Origin of the sequence: Enterobacter cloacae complex sp. 397G4, assembly GCF_050031515.1 — a bacterium.
Lineage (GTDB): Bacteria > Pseudomonadota > Gammaproteobacteria > Enterobacterales > Enterobacteriaceae > Enterobacter > Enterobacter hormaechei_C.
Genome location: NZ_JBLGWE010000001.1, coordinates 1937000 through 1952163, shown reverse-complemented (window position 1 = coordinate 1952163; position 15164 = coordinate 1937000). Strand labels below are relative to the sequence as shown.

Below are 15164 nucleotides of genomic sequence, written 5' to 3'. Positions count from 1 at the left end.
ATCTCCTTAGCGCTGGAACGGATAAACCGATCCCAGTTGCAGGATGGTCGATAATGCATCCAGCGCCTCGCGGCCTTCGCGCAGCAGCTGCGGATCAACCAGATCGGCCTGAACCAGACGGTCGCGATAATAGCGGTCCACCCAGTCATTGAGGGTATTGAACAGCGTGTCGTTCATCATCACCGCCGGATTCACGGCCTGCATCTCCTCCGGCGTTAACACCACGCGCAGTCGCAGGCACGCAGGTCCCCCGCCGTTGGCCATACTTTCCCGCAGATCAAACACGCGCAGTTCATCAATCGGGTTATCCGCCTGCACCAGTTCGCTGAGATAGCGCCAGACGCCCTGATGGTTGCGGGACTCCTGCGGCAGCACCAGCATCATGCTGCCATCATCCCGGCTCAGCAGCTGGCTGTTGAACAGATACGTTTCGACCGCATCCTGTACGCTTACCGCCTGCGTGGGCACCTGAATCGGCATAAATCCCGGCACGCGTTCGCGCAGCGTGGCCAGCAACTTTTCCTGATGGGCAAACGCCTGCTCGTGGCAGAACAGCACCTGACGGTTGGAAACGGCAATGACGTCGTTATGAAACACGCCCTGGTCGATCACCTGCGGATTTTGCTGGGCAAAAATCACCTGAGAAGGATTAACCTGGTTCAGCCGCGCAACCGCCTGGCTTGCGGCTAAAGTTTGTCTCGCCGGATAACGAACCGGCGCGGCGTGGCCGCCCTCTTCCCGTCCATAGATAAACAGCTGCAAACCCGGCTCGCCATAGTCGCCGCCCAGACGGTTGTGGTTTGCCGCCCCTTCATCGCCAAACATCGCGACCTGCGGCAGCGCCGAATGTACCTCGAAATGCGCTTCATGATTAAAAATGGCGCGCAGCACGCGCCCGGTGGTCTCCGCTTCGCTGGCGCGGTGGAATTTGTTGTTCAGGTTAGCAACGGTCAGATGCACTTTGCCGTCCAGCGTATCCGCCGACGGCGCAACGGTGGCGGCATTCGCCACCCACATCGAGGAGGCTGAACTGGCCGCCGAAAGCAGGTGTGGCGTCTGCGTGCCTGCTTTTTCCACCACCTGTTCATCCGTACCGCTGAACCCCAGCTGGCGCAGCACGGCCACGTTTGGTCGCTCCTGAGGCGGGATCACCGCCTGCGGGAAACCGGCATCGGACAGCGCCTTCATTTTCAACAGACCCTGCTTCGCCGCCAGCTTCGGGTTCGAGACCTGGAAACGGTGCTTCGTCGAGGCTTCATTACCGAACGACAGCCCGGCATAGTGGTGCGTCAGCCCCACGAGGCCGTCAAAGTTAACCTCACGCGCTTTCATGGGCGTCACCCTCTGTAAAATCCAGCCCCGGATTCAGTGTCTCCGGCAGCGTCAGCGCCGGGGTTTCCAGGCTTGCCATCGGCCACGCGCAGTAATCGGCGGCATACCAGGCGCTGGCGCGATGGTTGCCCGACGCCCCTACGCCACCAAACGGCGCGGTGCTCGCCGCACCGGTCAGCGGTTTGTTCCAGTTCACGATCCCGGCGCGCGCTTCCAGCAGCAGCTGTTCGAATTTCTCGCGATGCGGCGATATCAGGCCGCTCGACAGGCCGTAGCGGGTGTTGTTGGCCATCTCGATCGCCGACTCAAAATCGTCATAGCGCCAGACGCACAGCAGCGGGCCAAAGACCTCTTCATCCGGCACGTTGCTCGTCGCACTCATCTCAATAATCCCCGGCGTCAGCAGCGACGTGCCCGGCTGAACCAGCTTCGGCTCCAGCAGGGTTTTCGCCCCGCGCGCCACGTGCTCCTGCCACGCTTTCAGCACGTTCAGCGCCGCCTGCGCGGAGATCAGCCCGCCGATAAACGGCTGCGGCTCGGCATCCCATTTCGCGGGAACCAGACGCGCGCTCACCTTCACCAGACGCTTCAGGAACGCATCCCCCTGCGCGCCGCGTTTAACCAGCAGGCGGCGGGCGCAGGTACAGCGCTGTCCGGCGGTAATGAACGCCGACTGAATGGTCAGATGGACCGCGGCATCGATATCATCCGGATCTTCCACAATCAGCGGGTTGTTGCCGCCCATCTCCAGCGCCAGAATTTTTTCCGGCTGCCCCGCCAGCTGACGATGCAGCTGATAGCCCGTTCCGGCACTGCCGGTGAACAGCAGACCGTCAATGTCGCTCAGCGCACTCAGCGCCTGACCTGTTTCACGCCCGCCCTGCACCAGATTCACCACCCCCGGCGGCAGCCCCGCCTGCTCCCAGAGTTTTATGACTGCTTCTCCGGTTAAGGGGGTTAACTCACTCGGCTTGAAGATGACGGTATTCCCCGCCAGCAGCGCAGGCACAATGTGCCCGTTCGGCAGATGTCCGGGGAAGTTATAAGGGCCAAACACCGCCAGCACCCCGTGCGGACGGTGGCGCAGCGTGGCGGCGCCGTCTGGCATCTCGGTATGCTGCTCGCCGGTGCGGGTATGGTACGCCTTCACCGATATCGCAATTTTGTTGATCATCGCCGTGACTTCGGTTGTTGCCTCCCAGCGCGGCTTGCTGGTTTCGCAGGCAATGATGCGGGTCAGCTCGGCTTTATTGGCCTCCAGCAGCGCAGCAAATTTCTCAACCAGCGCCTGGCGCTCGGAGAATGGCCGTTTCGCCCATGCCGGAAACGCGCGGCGTGCAGCCTGGCAGGCCTGCTCAACCTGCCCGGCGCTGGCGTCGTTCCCCGACCAGAGCACCTCCTGGCCGACCGGGTTAGTTTTTGTCCGCGCGTCACCTTCGCCCGTTACCCAGTCACCGTTAATCCATAGAGTCATGCTGTTTTCTCCTCAGGGCAGAGCCGCACCAGGCGAACCGTGTCGCCAGCGTTACATTTCAGGGCATCCAGTTGCGCAGCCGTCAGTACCAGACGCTCGCATGTTGGGTTGGTTCGCACCAGCATGGCGCGGAAGTTGGTGTAATTCTCGTTCGAGACCATGCAGGCTGGCCACTCGCCCGGCGCGGGCTGGCCTTCTGAAACCTCAACCAGGCGGCTTTTACGGATGGCGCGAACGCGGTCAATGTCGCATTCCAGCGTCGGGCCGCCGTCGAAGATGTCGACGTAGTTACGGTAGCGAAATCCCTCTTTCTCCAGCACTGCGCGGGCCGGGGCGGTTTGCGGGTGAACTTCGCCGATCACCGCCTGCGCTTCAGGCGTTAAGAAATGGGTATAAATAGGATGCTTCGGCATCAGCTCGGCGATAAACGCCTTCTGACCGGTACCGCACAGGTAATCCGCCCGGCTAAATTCCATGGAGAAGAAGCGTTCGCCCAGACTCTCCCAGAACGGCGAGTAGCCCGTCTCATCAATCACGCCGCGCATCTCCGCGACCACTTTTTCGTTGAAGCGGTCGCGAAAGGCGGCCATAAACATAAAGCGCGATTTGGAGAGCAGATAACCGTTGCCCTCTTTGCGCCAGTCCGGATCGAGAAACAGGGTGCAGAGTTCGCTGGCGCCGGTATGGTCATTACAGAGGAAGAGCGTCGGCAGCGCGTTGTAAACGTTCAGCTCTTTCGAGGCGTGGACCATCGTGCCGACGCGGTAGTTGTACCACGGATCGTTAAGCCCGACGGCCACCTCGATGGCGCAAATCCCCGCCACGGTTCCCGTGCCGTTATCTTCCAGCACGAACACATAGCCCTGTTCGCTTTTTGGCAACGTCCCCTGCCAGGTTTGCAGGGAGCGCTCAATGCGCGCCGACAGCGTTTTTTCATCGGCAGGCAGCGAGGTTAGCCCGCCCCCTGTCTTACCGGCAAGCTGCATAAGCCCGGCGAGATCGCCGTGCGCAACGGGACGGATGACCATCATGATGACACCCCGGACTTCACCTGTTCGCAGGCCAGCGCAAAACGATCTAACCCGGTTCTGACCTCTTCCTCGCTGACGATCAGCGCAGGGGCAAACCGCACCACGTTAGCACCGGCAATCAGCACCATTACGCCCTGCTTTGCCGCTTCCTGTGAAATCAGCTTCGCTTTGCCGGCAAACTCAGGGGCAAGCTCACAGCCTATTAACAGCCCCAGACCGCGGATCTCTTTGAACAAGCCGGTCTGGTTATTGATGGCAGTAAGGCGCTCAACAAACCACTGGTGACGCTGCTTCACGCCGTTCAGCACCTCAGGGGTATTGATGATATCCAGCACCTGTCCGGCGACAGCGGTTGCCAGCGGGTTGCCGCCGTATGTGGTGCCATGGGTGCCCACGGTCATCACGCTGGCGAATTTATCGGTGGTCAGCATCGCCCCCACCGGGAAACCGCCGCCGAGCGCTTTGGCTGTTGAGAGCACATCCGGGGTCACGCCATAGTGCATGTAGGCGTACAGCTCACCCGTGCGGCCCACGCCGGTCTGGACTTCGTCAAAAATCAGGACCGCGTTATGCCGATCGCACAGCTCGCGCAGCCCTTGCAGGAACGCTTTCTGGGCGGGCATGACGCCGCCTTCCCCCTGCATGGGCTCGACAATCACCGCACAGGTGGTGTCGTCAATCAGCTCGCTGGCAGAGTGTAAATCGTTATACGCCGCATGCCGGATATCCGGCGGCAGCGGCGCAAAATCCTGAGAATATGAGGGCTGACCACCCGCGCTGACGGTAAACAGCGTGCGGCCATGGAAGGCATTTTTAAAGGCTACGATGCCGCTCTTGTGCGCGCCGAATTTATCGTGCGCATATTTTCGCGCCAGCTTCAGCGCCGCTTCGTTCGCTTCCGCGCCGGAATTACAGAAAAAGACTTTTTCTGCGAAAGTGGCGTCGATCAGCTTCTTCGCCAGACGCAATGCCGGTTCGTTGGTATAACCGTTGCCGGTATGCCAGAATTTCGCCGCCTGGTCATTCAGCGCCTGCCGCAGCGCCGGGTTTGCATGCCCCAGCGCATTTACCGCAATCCCACCCGCAAAGTCGATATACTCTTTGCCCTGCTGATCCCACAGGCGAGAGCCTTCCCCACGTACCGGAATAAAAGCCGCCGGAGCGTATACCGGCATCATCCATTCATCGAAATTTTCACGCGTAACTGACAGAGACATAGCGACCTCACCCGGTAAATAAAAGGTTGTTTAAATGTTAAATAATTGAGTGTTTGCACTGTGAATGTAGATTGCAGCCTTCGTGCCAGCCAGCGATAAAAATGCATAAACGGGTTGGGGTAACAGAATATCAATGAGTTACAATATAGAGTTATTCACTTTTAATGCATAAATAGTGAATATTTTTACGACAAGCGGCGCTTTGCCGCATGAAAACAAGAAAGAGTATGCAGAGGCCAAATATAATTCTGGAATTGTGATCGCTCGCGAAATTTATCGGTCCTTTATGCCCTGTTCGAGGGCAAAACGCGCCGAAATGGTGCAAATATTGCACCGTCGGCATTATCTGTCGCAGTAATTGGGCGAAGCGGATAACAGACGACGTAAATTCTGCTACCATCCTTGCACTATTCACCTTGCATTGGCAGCGACTATGAAATTTGTCTCTTTTAATATCAACGGCCTGCGTGCCCGCCCTCACCAGCTTGAAGCGATTGTTGAGCAACATCAGCCAGATGTGATCGGCTTGCAGGAGACAAAAGTTCACGACGATATGTTCCCGCTCGAAGAGGTAGCGAAGCTGGGCTATAACGTTTTTTACCACGGTCAGAAAGGCCACTACGGCGTTGCACTGCTGACCAAAGATACGCCGGTGTCGGTGCGTCGTGGCTTCCCGGGTGACGATGAAGAGGCGCAACGCCGCATCATCATGGCGGAAATTCCTTCCGCGCTCGGCAATGTGACCGTCATCAACGGCTATTTCCCGCAGGGTGAAAGCCGCGATCATGAAACCAAATTCCCGGCCAAAGCGAAGTTTTATCAGGATCTGCAAAACTACCTGACAACCGAACTCAAAAAAGAAAACCCGGTGCTGATCATGGGCGACATGAATATCAGCCCGACGGATCTGGATATCGGTATTGGCGAAGAGAACCGTAAGCGCTGGCTGCGCACCGGCAAATGCTCTTTCCTGCCGGAGGAGCGCGAGTGGATGGAGCGCCTGCTGGGTTGGGGGCTGGTGGATACTTTCCGCACGGCTAACCCGGCGACGCAGGATCGCTTCTCGTGGTTTGACTATCGCTCTAAAGGCTTCGATGACAACCGGGGCCTGCGTATTGATCTGCTGCTGGCGAGCGCCCCCCTGGCCGAACGCTGCATCGAAACCGGTATCGACTATGACATCCGTAGTATGGAAAAGCCGTCCGACCATGCGCCGGTATGGGCAACGTTCAAGCTGTAAACTTCAGTGAATATTAAAAAAATCAGTCTCCTGTGCGCCCTTTTGGGCGCATTTGTTTTGACCGTTGTTTTGCTTCCTCCAGGCATACTCTCCCTCGACACGCTAAAAATGCACCAGCAAACGTTGCTCGATCGTGTGGAGCAGGCGCCTCTTCAGAGCGCGCTAGTCTATTTTGCGGTTTACGTTCTGCTCTCCGCGCTGTCAATCCCCGGAGCCGCGCTTCTGACGCTGCTCGGCGGGGCGCTTTTCAGCCTGTGGGAGGCGACGCTGTTGGTGTCATTTGCCTCGACGCTCGGCGCCACGCTTGCCATGCTCGTCAGCCGTTATCTGCTGCGCGACTGGGTGCAACGGCGCTTTGCCGCACAGATGAGCACGATAGATGCGGGAATGGATCGCGACGGCGCGCGCTACCTTTTTGCCCTGCGCCTGATGCCGTTGTTCCCGTTCTTTCTGGTCAATTTGCTGATGGGGCTAACCCGTCTCAGGGTGCGTCACTACTGGTGGGTCAGCCAGCTTGCAATGCTACCTGCCACCGTCATTTATCTGAACGCCGGACGCGAGCTGGGGAAACTCACCGCGCTGCGCGATATTCTGTCGCCGGGACTGCTGTTCGCCTTTACACTATTAGGGTTATTACCGCTGGTCACTCGCTGGCTGTTTTCCCGTTACATCCCTTCGATTAAAAAGTGAGGCATTATGCGCCGGGTGCGTTTTTGCGCGTTTCTGACGAGTCTGCTGCTGGCAACCTCTGCCTTCGCCGCAGAGAGCTGGCAATCCATTCAGCAACAGGCCACCGGGCAGACCGTCTGGTTTAACGCCTGGGGCGGTGACGAGGCCGTTAACCGCTACCTCGACTGGGTAAGCGACGAGATGAAAACGCACTACGCCATTAACCTGAAGATCGTTCATCTGGCCGATGCCGCCGACGCGGTGAAGCGGATCCAGACGGAACATGCCGCAGGACGCAGCAGTAACGGGTCGGTGGATCTACTCTGGGTAAACGGGGAAAACTTCCGCAACCTGAAAGCGGCAAACCTGCTGCTCACCGGCTGGGCGCAAACCCTGCCCAACTGGCGCTACGTCGATACCCGTAAACCGGTAACGGAAGATTTTGCCATCCCGACCGATGGGGCAGAATCCCCGTGGGGCGGCGCGCAATTAACCTTTATCGCCCGTAAAGCGAGTACGCCGACACCACCGGCAGATCCCCACGCGCTGCTGGTATACGCCCGACAGCACCCTGGCAAGGTGAGCTATCCGCGACCGCCGGATTTTACCGGCACGGCGTTTCTTGAGCAGCTACTGCTGGCGCTGACCGCCCATCCGGAGGCGTTAAAAAACGCGCCAGACAGAACCTTTGCGCAGGTCACCGCGCCGCTGTGGGATTACCTTGATACGCTGCACCCCCTGCTGTGGCGCGAAGGGAACGATTTTCCTCCGTCGCCTGCGCGCATGGATACGCTGCTGGCCAGCGGCAGTCTGAACCTGTCGCTCACCTTTAACCCCGCCCATGCGATGCAAAAGGTGGCGAGCGGTGAACTGCCTGCCGACAGCTACAGTTTCGGCTTTCTCAAAGGCATGATCGGCAACGTCCATTTTGTCGCCATCCCGGCAAACGCCAGCGCGAGCGCAGGCGCGAAGGTGGTGGCGAATTTCCTGCTGTCACCGCAGGCGCAGATCCGCAAAGCTAATCCTGCCGTCTGGGGTGACCCGAGCGTGCTGGATGGCGAAAAACTGCCTGCGAAAGCGGCAAAACAGCTTCGCGCCTTTACCCCCTCAGGCACGCCTGATGTACTTCCCGAACCTCACGCCGCCTGGGTTAACGCCCTGGAGCAGGAATGGCTTCGCCGCTACGGAACCCGCTAAGCGGGCTGGTCTGGGCGGCAATGGCGGTCATCTATCTGCCACTGCTTCCCGCCAGCGGCATGCTGCTGGCCCCGGCGTTTTCTCCCGGCAACTGGGCGACGCTGTTTGCCGACCCGCAGCTGCCGCAGGCGCTGGCCGCCACGCTGGTTTCCACGCTTATCGCGACGCTGGGCTCACTGTTTATCGCCCTGACCCTGCTTGCGCTTCTCTGGCCGGGTGAAGGCTGGCAGCGCCTGAGCACCCGTCTGCCGTGGCTGTTAGCCGTGCCGCACGTCGCCTTCGCCACCAGCGCGCTGCTGCTGTTTGCGGAAGGGGGGCAGTTTTACCGGATCTGTACGGTCTGTTCGCCGCAGCTTGACCGCTACGGTATCGGGCTTGGCCTGACGCTTGCGGTCAAAGAGAGCGCGTTCGTTCTGTGGGCAATCTACGCCGCGCTGCCTGAAAAGCGTCTCGCACAGCAGAAAATCGTCCTGCATACCTTCGGCTACGGACGAATGCAGGCGCTCAACTGGCTCGTCCTCCCGGCAATCGCCCCCGCGCTGGGCGCAGTCATGCTGGCGGTGCTGGCCTGGTCGCTTTCCGTGGTGGATGTGGCGATCGTGCTCGGGCCAGGCAACCCGCCTACGCTGGCGGTACTGGCCTGGCAGTGGCTCGCCCAGGGCGATGCACAACAGCAAACAAAGGGAACGCTGCTGTGTCTGGTGTTGCTCCTGCTGCTGGCGGCGCTTGCCGCGGTGGGATACGGCTTCTGGACGGCATGGCGGCGCGCCCAGCGTGACCCCTCCGGAATTCGTCACGCTTCGCATACTGCGCTGCCCGCACGGACGCTGGGCGGGTTACTGCCGCTGTGCGGCGTCCTCTGTGCGCTGGTTCTGCTGATGCTGGCACGCCGGGACGACATCGGCCCCGTCAGCGACAGCCTTTCACTGGGACTGCTGTCCAGCCTGACAGCGCTGGCCATCCTCATGCTCTGGCTTGAGTGGGGACCCCAGCGCGGCGCGGTGTGGGTCTGGCTGCCGCTCGCCCTCCCGGCGCTGCCCCTCGTGTCCGGGCAATATGCCGTGGCGCTGTGGCTGGGCATCGACGGCCAGTACGCTGCGGTGCTCTGGAGCCATATGCTCTGGGTTCTCCCGTGGATGCTCCTGGTGCTGCAACCGGCCTGGCGCAGGCTCGATCCCCGGCTTATCCTCACCGCCAGAACGCTGGGCTGGCGACAGGCGAAAATTTTCTGGTTGGTGAAATGCCCCCTGATGATTCGTCCGGCCCTGCTGGCCTTTGCCACCGGCTTTTCCGTGAGCATGGCCCAGTACATGCCGACCCTCTGGCTGGGAGCGGGACGTTTCACCACCCTGACGACGGAGGCGGTCGCCCTCAGCAGCGGCGGCAGCATTCCGATCCTCGCCAGCCGGGCGCTGGGTCTGTTGCTGTTGACCAGCAGCGTATTTGCCCTTGCCGCGCTGCTCTCCCGGCTCGTGGGCCGTCACAGACAAGGATTACGTTAATGCTGAACGTGAAAAATCTCACCATTGCGCCACTCTTCCGTGAGGTCAACTTCCGCGTCCCGGCGGGGGAGATTGTCACGCTGATGGGGCCCTCCGGGAGCGGGAAATCGACCCTTTTCGCCTGGATGGTGGGGGCGTTATCCGCTGATTTTAAGGCGCACGGCGAGATATGGCTGAACGATCGCCGCTGCGATATGCTCCCCGTGGAAACGCGCGGGATCGGCATTCTGTTTCAGGATGCCCTGCTGTTTGACGCCTTCAGCGTGGGGCAAAACCTGATGCTGGCGCTGCCGGCGCACATCGTCGGGCGCGCCCGCCGCAACGCGGTAGAACAGGCCCTGGACACTGCCGGGCTGGCAAACCACTACGCCAGCGATCCGGCGACCCTTTCCGGCGGCGAGCGCGCCCGGGTCAGCCTGTTGCGCGCTCTTCTCGCCCAGCCGCAGGCATTGCTGCTCGACGAGCCGTTCAGTCGACTGGATAAAACGCTGCGCGCCTCATTCCGGGCGTGGGTATTCGAGGTTACTCGCCAGCGCAGGATCCCGGTGGTGCTGGTCACGCATGATGAGGACGATATTCCGCCCGGCGGCGAGGTGATTGAGATTTCTCGCTGGCAATAATGTGCTAACGCAATGTTTTTGGCTTCAGGAGAGACGACAATGCCCCCCTCTTTTAATGACGTCAGGTTTTTCGATGAAACGTGTTTCTCAACTGACCGCGCTGGCCTTGCTCTGCGGCCTCGCCTCACTCTCCTCCACGGCGGCTGATATGCCCCACTCCCTCACGCTGGACCAGCTCCAGGCGCAAAACGGCGCGGTAATTGATACGCGCGTCAGTGCGTTCTTTAACGGCTGGCCGCAGACCCTGAGCGGAACGTCCGGGCATGAACCCGCCGCGCTTAATCTCTCTGCCAGCTGGCTTGGGGCAATGAGCGATGAACAGCTCAGCGGCTGGGCAAAACAACATCGGCTTACGCCAGACATGCCGGTTGCGCTCTATGGCAACGATGATGACAACCAGACCGTCAAAACGCGGCTGGAGAAAGCGGGCTTTACCCACGTCTCCACCCTGAGCGATGCCCTGCAACAATCCGACCGTCTGCAACGTCTGGCGCATTTCGAACAGCTGGTTTATCCGCAGTGGATCCGCCAGTTGCAGCAGGGCAAACCCGTTACCGCCGCACCAGCCGGAGAGTGGAAGGTGATCGAGGCTGGCTGGGGTGCGCCGAAGCTTTATCTCCTGAGCCACATTCCCGGTGCGGGCTATATCGACACCAATGAAGTGGAAAGCGAACCGCTGTGGAATAAGGTTTCTGACGAAAAGCTGAAAGCGATGCTGGCGAAGCACGGGATCCGTCACGATACCACCGTCATTCTGTACGGTCGCGACGTGTATGCCGCCGCGCGCGTGGCGCAGATCATGCTCTACGCGGGCGTGAAGGATGTGCGAATTCTGGATGGCGGCTGGAAGGCGTGGTCCGACGCCAGCCTGCCCGTTGAGCGCGGAACGCCTGCAAAGGTGAAGCCAGCCCCTGATTTTGGCGCGCCGATCCCGGGCCAGCCCCGGCTGATGGTGGATATGGAGCAGGCCCGGGGAATGCTGCACCGTCAGGACGCCTCGCTGGTGAGCATTCGTTCCTGGCCAGAGTTTATCGGTGAAACCAGCGGCTACAGCTATATCAAGCCAAAAGGTGAGATTGCCGGTGCGCGCTGGGGCCATGCGGGCAGCGACGCGACCCACATGGAAGATTTCCACAATCCGGATGGCACCATGCGCAGCGCCGACGATATTGCCGCCATGTGGAAAACGTGGAATATCCTGCCGGAGCAGCACGTTGCGTTTTACTGTGGTACCGGCTGGCGCGCGTCTGAAGCCTTTATGTACGCCCGCGCCATGGGCTGGCAGAACGTTGCCGTCTACGACGGCGGCTGGTACGAATGGAGCAGCCATCCGCAGAACCCGGTCTCCACCGGGGAGCGCGGACCGGAGAGCGCACGCTAGCGGGGAAGTGATTTCAGCGTGATGTAACCGCTCCAGATGCGCGTTGTGGTGGTCAGCCAGCACAACGCGCCAAACGTCCAGGCAAACAGCGCGAAATGCGCCGGAAACAGGCAGCACAGCGCAAACAGCGCGATGGTCTCCGTTCCTTCCGTTAATCCCCCAATGTAATAAAGCGACTTGTGCGCATAGCCGGGGTTGTCGATATCATGCTTCCCCGCCAGCGCGGCAAAGGCCAGAAAACTGCTGCCCGTCCCCATAAACGCGAACAGCAGCCAGGCGGCGGCGATCGCGTTATCAGCCGGAGCGGCCAGCGCAAAGCCAAACGGCACCAGGGCGTAGAACAGGAAGTCGAGGGCGATATCAAGAAATCCTCCCGCGTCCGTCAGGCCACGGCGACGCGCCAGCGCGCCGTCCAGACCATCCAGCAGCCGGTTCAGCACAATGGCGATCAGCGCCGCCGGATACCAGCCCAGCGCCAGAAACGGTAACGCCAGCACGCCAATCGCAAACCCGGCGAGCGTTAAGCCATCAGGCGTGATAAACGGTCTATCCAGCGCGGCGGCCAGCTGATTTAACCCGGGTTTCAGTCGGGGGTGCAGATGTTTATCCAGCATGCGGTTTACCTTTAAACGTGGCGCACAGCCCCTGAGCCGGGATATCCAGCGCGGCGTTAAAGCGGGCGGAAAGATTCTGAAAGGCAATCAGAGCCGTCATTTCGGTGATGGTCTCTTCCGTAAAGTGGCGCTTCAGCAGACTTTTGATATTTTCATCCACCTGAGGCGGCGTGGCGGTGACCGCTTCCGCATAGGCCAGCGCCGCGCGCTCCTCTTCGCTGAACAGGGTGGAATTTTGCCAGTCGCTGACGGCCTGCACTTTATCCAGCGCCCCGCTCCGCTCGGCCAGACGCAGGCTGTTGGCATCAATACAAAATGCGCATTGGCAGATCTGCGAGACCCGCGTCATTAGTAGCGATCGCAGAACCGGCGTCAAACGCGCCTTGCGCCGCTCCAGATAGCCGACAAACAGCGCCACCAGCCAGAAAAGACGCGGCATGCGCCCCCACCAGCGCGTGGGGTTCAGCACCGCGCCGAAGTGTTTTTTCTGCATGGCGGCGATGGGGCTGAGGCTGACGGGAAGGGTTTCCATGGGCGCAACCCAGGCGGATGTCTCTTTCACCTGATTCTCCTGATGACTGGACTCTTTGGAAGGGCACGATAATATGTCGTTTTTCGCTATTAATTATTGACGAACATGCTGAAAACACTCGATGTGGTTGCGGCCATCCTCGAAAAAGAGGGCAAGATTTTGCTGGCGCAGCGTCCCGAACATGCCGATCAGCCAGGAATGTGGGAATTTGCAGGCGGGAAGGTTGAAGCCGGTGAGACCCAGCCGGAAGCGCTGATCCGCGAACTGCGCGAAGAGCTCGGCATTGAGGCCGTGCCCGCGCGGTATGTGGCAAGCCACCAGCGGGAGGTGTCGCAGCGGCTGATTCACCTCCACGCCTGGCATGTGCCTGAATTTAGCGGTCAGCTGAAGGCGCATTATCACTCGGCGCTGGTATGGTGCACGCCAGAAGACGCGTTCACGTATGCTTTAGCCCCGGCGGATATACCGCTGCTGGAGGCGTTTATTCTTTTACGCGACGCCAGACCAGCGGGTTTGTACTGAGGGTGCGTTCATCACGCTGGCACTGCAACAGCACGCCATCTGCCCTGACCACTGCGCCTTCGGAATAGTTTTGATCCTGATAGATACAGCACTGATTACACGGCTGCGCACGCTGGCCGCCAGCGCTAAAGACCTCTGGCGGCACGTTGACCTCGACATCCGGGCGAATGCGGTCAGCCTGTGCCCCGGCGGACACCATCAAACATAACGCGGCCATTGCGTAACGGTTCATAGACTTTATTTCCTTTGCATCGTTTATATCTATAACGGTCGATCCGGACGGGATCTTTAATTTATCTCGTCATCGCTTTTGGTTATGACGCGCGCCCTGTCATTAATTTCCCTTGCGGCATAAATTTCTGCTTGCCTCTCAAAGCGGTGCGGGTGGTATAGTCAAAAAAACGACACAAAACATCTACGCCACACGCATAAATTATTATAAGAGGTTCTTATATCTATGGATCAGACACGCTCTCTGGAAAGCTTTCTTGCCCATGTTCAGCAGCGCGACCCGCACCAAAGCGAGTTTGCCCAGGCCGTTCGTGAAGTCATGACCACCCTGTGGCCCTTCCTTGAGGAAAATCCGCGTTACCGTCAGATGGCGCTGCTTGAACGTCTGGTAGAGCCGGAGCGCGTCATCCAGTTCCGCGTGGCGTGGGTGGACGACCGCAATCAGGTGCAGGTCAACCGCGCGTGGCGCGTGCAGTTTAACTCCGCCATTGGGCCGTTTAAGGGCGGGATGCGCTTCCACCCCTCGGTGAACCTGTCGATTCTGAAATTCCTCGGCTTCGAGCAGACCTTTAAAAATGCGCTCACTACCCTGCCGATGGGCGGCGGTAAAGGCGGGAGTAATTTCGATCCGAAAGGCAAGAGCGAAGGCGAAGTGATGCGCTTCTGCCAGGCGCTGGTCACTGAGCTCTATCGCCACCTTGGGCCGGACACCGACGTTCCTGCCGGGGATATCGGCGTGGGGGGGCGTGAAGTGGGCTTTATGGCCGGGATGATGAAAAAGCTCTCCAACAACAGTGCCTGCGTCTTTACCGGCAAAGGTCTGTCGTTTGGCGGTAGCCTGATTCGCCCGGAAGCGACGGGTTATGGTCTGGTCTATTTCACCGAAGCGATGCTTAAGCGTCACGGGCTGAGCTTCGAGGGGATGCGCGTGGCGGTCTCCGGCTCCGGCAACGTGGCGCAGTACGCTATCGAGAAAGCGATGGCGTTTGGCGCGCGCGTGGTGACCGCCTCCGATTCCAGCGGTACCGTGGTGGATGAAGCTGGCTTTACGGCAGAAAAACTGGCGCGTCTGTGCGAAATCAAAGCCAGCCGTGACGGTCGGGTAGCGGATTATGCCCGTGAATTTGGCCTGACCTATCTGGAAGGTAAACAGCCGTGGGGCGTGCCGGTGGATATCGCCCTGCCGTGCGCGACGCAAAACGAACTGGACGTGGATGCCGCCCGGACGCTGATTAGCAATGGCGTGAAAGCGGTAGCGGAAGGGGCAAATATGCCCACCACTATTGAAGCGACCGACCTGTTCCTGGACGCGGGCGTGCTGTTTGCGCCAGGCAAGGCGGCGAACGCTGGCGGCGTGGCAACATCCGGTCTGGAAATGGCGCAAAACGCCGCGAGAATGGGCTGGAAGGCAGAGAAAGTGGATGCCCGTCTGCACCACATCATGCTCGATATTCATCACGCCTGCGTGGAGTACGGCGGCGAGGCCTCGCAAACTAACTACGTGCGCGGGGCGAATATCGCCGGGTTCGTGAAGGTGGCCGATGCGATGATCGGACAGGGTGTGATTTAGTTTCGCTGCATTCTCGCCCTTGTAGGCCCGGT

General features: G+C 59.9%; 15 protein-coding genes. 8 read left to right on the top strand and 7 right to left on the bottom strand.

Going from position 1 to position 15164, the window contains the following annotated elements; all coding sequences use genetic code 11:
- Nucleotides 1-6: 6 nt before the first annotated feature.
- The 4 genes from astB to astC are packed head-to-tail and all read right to left on the bottom strand — an operon-like array spanning nt 7 to nt 5054.
- Nucleotides 7-1332 (bottom strand): N-succinylarginine dihydrolase, encoded by a 1326-nt coding sequence (gene astB / locus ACQG1Y_RS09265; RefSeq protein WP_023303517.1) that lies wholly within the window; start codon nt 1330-1332, stop codon nt 7-9.
- A complete protein-coding gene (gene astD / locus ACQG1Y_RS09260; RefSeq protein ID WP_368740505.1) occupies nt 1319-2806 on the bottom strand; it encodes a succinylglutamate-semialdehyde dehydrogenase in 1488 nt (495 codons plus the stop codon). The genes astB and astD overlap by 14 nt, the downstream gene beginning before the upstream one ends.
- Nucleotides 2803-3837, bottom strand: a complete 1035-nt coding sequence (gene astA, locus ACQG1Y_RS09255) for an arginine N-succinyltransferase (RefSeq protein ID WP_047637419.1) — start codon at nt 3835-3837, stop codon at nt 2803-2805. Before astA ends, astD begins: the two co-directional genes overlap by 4 nt.
- Nucleotides 3834-5054: a succinylornithine/acetylornithine transaminase gene (astC, locus tag ACQG1Y_RS09250; RefSeq protein WP_032104258.1), complete on the bottom strand. Its 1221-nt coding sequence runs from the start codon at nt 5052-5054 to the stop codon at nt 3834-3836. Before astC ends, astA begins: the two co-directional genes overlap by 4 nt.
- A gap of 433 nt (nt 5055-5487) precedes the next feature.
- On the opposite strand from astC, the gene xthA reads away from it, so the two are divergent.
- From xthA to ACQG1Y_RS09220, 6 genes are all read left to right on the top strand, one after another.
- Nucleotides 5488-6294, top strand: a complete 807-nt coding sequence (gene xthA, locus ACQG1Y_RS09245; RefSeq protein ID WP_015570756.1) for an exodeoxyribonuclease III — start codon at nt 5488-5490, stop codon at nt 6292-6294.
- Between the two features lie 6 nt (nt 6295-6300).
- Nucleotides 6301-6984, top strand: coding sequence for a TVP38/TMEM64 family protein (locus tag ACQG1Y_RS09240; RefSeq protein ID WP_032670087.1), 684 nt, complete (start codon nt 6301-6303; stop codon nt 6982-6984).
- Between the two features lie 6 nt (nt 6985-6990).
- On the top strand, nt 6991-8160 hold the full coding sequence (locus ACQG1Y_RS09235) for an ABC transporter substrate-binding protein (RefSeq protein ID WP_426736732.1): 1170 nt from the start codon (nt 6991-6993) through the stop codon (nt 8158-8160).
- On the top strand, nt 8133-9662 hold the full coding sequence (locus ACQG1Y_RS09230) for an ABC transporter permease subunit (protein ID WP_032670969.1): 1530 nt from the start codon (nt 8133-8135) through the stop codon (nt 9660-9662). Before ACQG1Y_RS09235 ends, ACQG1Y_RS09230 begins: the two co-directional genes overlap by 28 nt.
- Entirely contained in the window at nt 9662-10282 is a 621-nt protein-coding gene (locus ACQG1Y_RS09225) for an ATP-binding cassette domain-containing protein (RefSeq protein WP_032670089.1), read from the top strand. The genes ACQG1Y_RS09230 and ACQG1Y_RS09225 overlap by 1 nt, the downstream gene beginning before the upstream one ends.
- 73 nt (nt 10283-10355) lie before the next feature.
- Nucleotides 10356-11663 carry a sulfurtransferase gene (locus ACQG1Y_RS09220; RefSeq protein WP_047731598.1) on the top strand — a complete coding sequence of 436 codons (1308 nt, stop codon included), beginning with the start codon at nt 10356-10358 and terminating at the stop codon, nt 11661-11663.
- Here the strand turns inward: ACQG1Y_RS09220 and ACQG1Y_RS09215 are convergent.
- Nucleotides 11660-12277 carry a CDP-alcohol phosphatidyltransferase family protein gene (locus tag ACQG1Y_RS09215; RefSeq protein ID WP_045141483.1) on the bottom strand — a complete coding sequence of 206 codons (618 nt, stop codon included), beginning with the start codon at nt 12275-12277 and terminating at the stop codon, nt 11660-11662. The genes ACQG1Y_RS09220 and ACQG1Y_RS09215 overlap by 4 nt on opposite strands.
- Nucleotides 12267-12839: a carboxymuconolactone decarboxylase family protein gene (locus ACQG1Y_RS09210; protein WP_047741377.1), complete on the bottom strand. Its 573-nt coding sequence runs from the start codon at nt 12837-12839 to the stop codon at nt 12267-12269. Before ACQG1Y_RS09210 ends, ACQG1Y_RS09215 begins: the two co-directional genes overlap by 11 nt.
- A 75-nt stretch (nt 12840-12914) precedes the next feature.
- Between ACQG1Y_RS09210 and ACQG1Y_RS09205 the strand changes: the two genes are divergently transcribed.
- Entirely contained in the window at nt 12915-13331 is a 417-nt protein-coding gene (locus tag ACQG1Y_RS09205) for a pyrimidine (deoxy)nucleoside triphosphate diphosphatase (protein WP_017693607.1), read from the top strand.
- Here ACQG1Y_RS09205 and ACQG1Y_RS09200 read toward each other — a convergent pair.
- Complete coding sequence (locus ACQG1Y_RS09200) at nt 13291-13563, bottom strand: YnjH family protein (RefSeq protein WP_003857857.1); 273 nt, start codon at nt 13561-13563, stop codon at nt 13291-13293. The genes ACQG1Y_RS09205 and ACQG1Y_RS09200 overlap by 41 nt on opposite strands.
- A 225-nt stretch (nt 13564-13788) precedes the next feature.
- On the opposite strand from ACQG1Y_RS09200, the gene gdhA reads away from it, so the two are divergent.
- Nucleotides 13789-15132, top strand: a complete 1344-nt coding sequence (gene gdhA / locus ACQG1Y_RS09195; protein ID WP_154123310.1) for an NADP-specific glutamate dehydrogenase — start codon at nt 13789-13791, stop codon at nt 15130-15132.
- Nucleotides 15133-15164 lie beyond the last annotated feature (32 nt).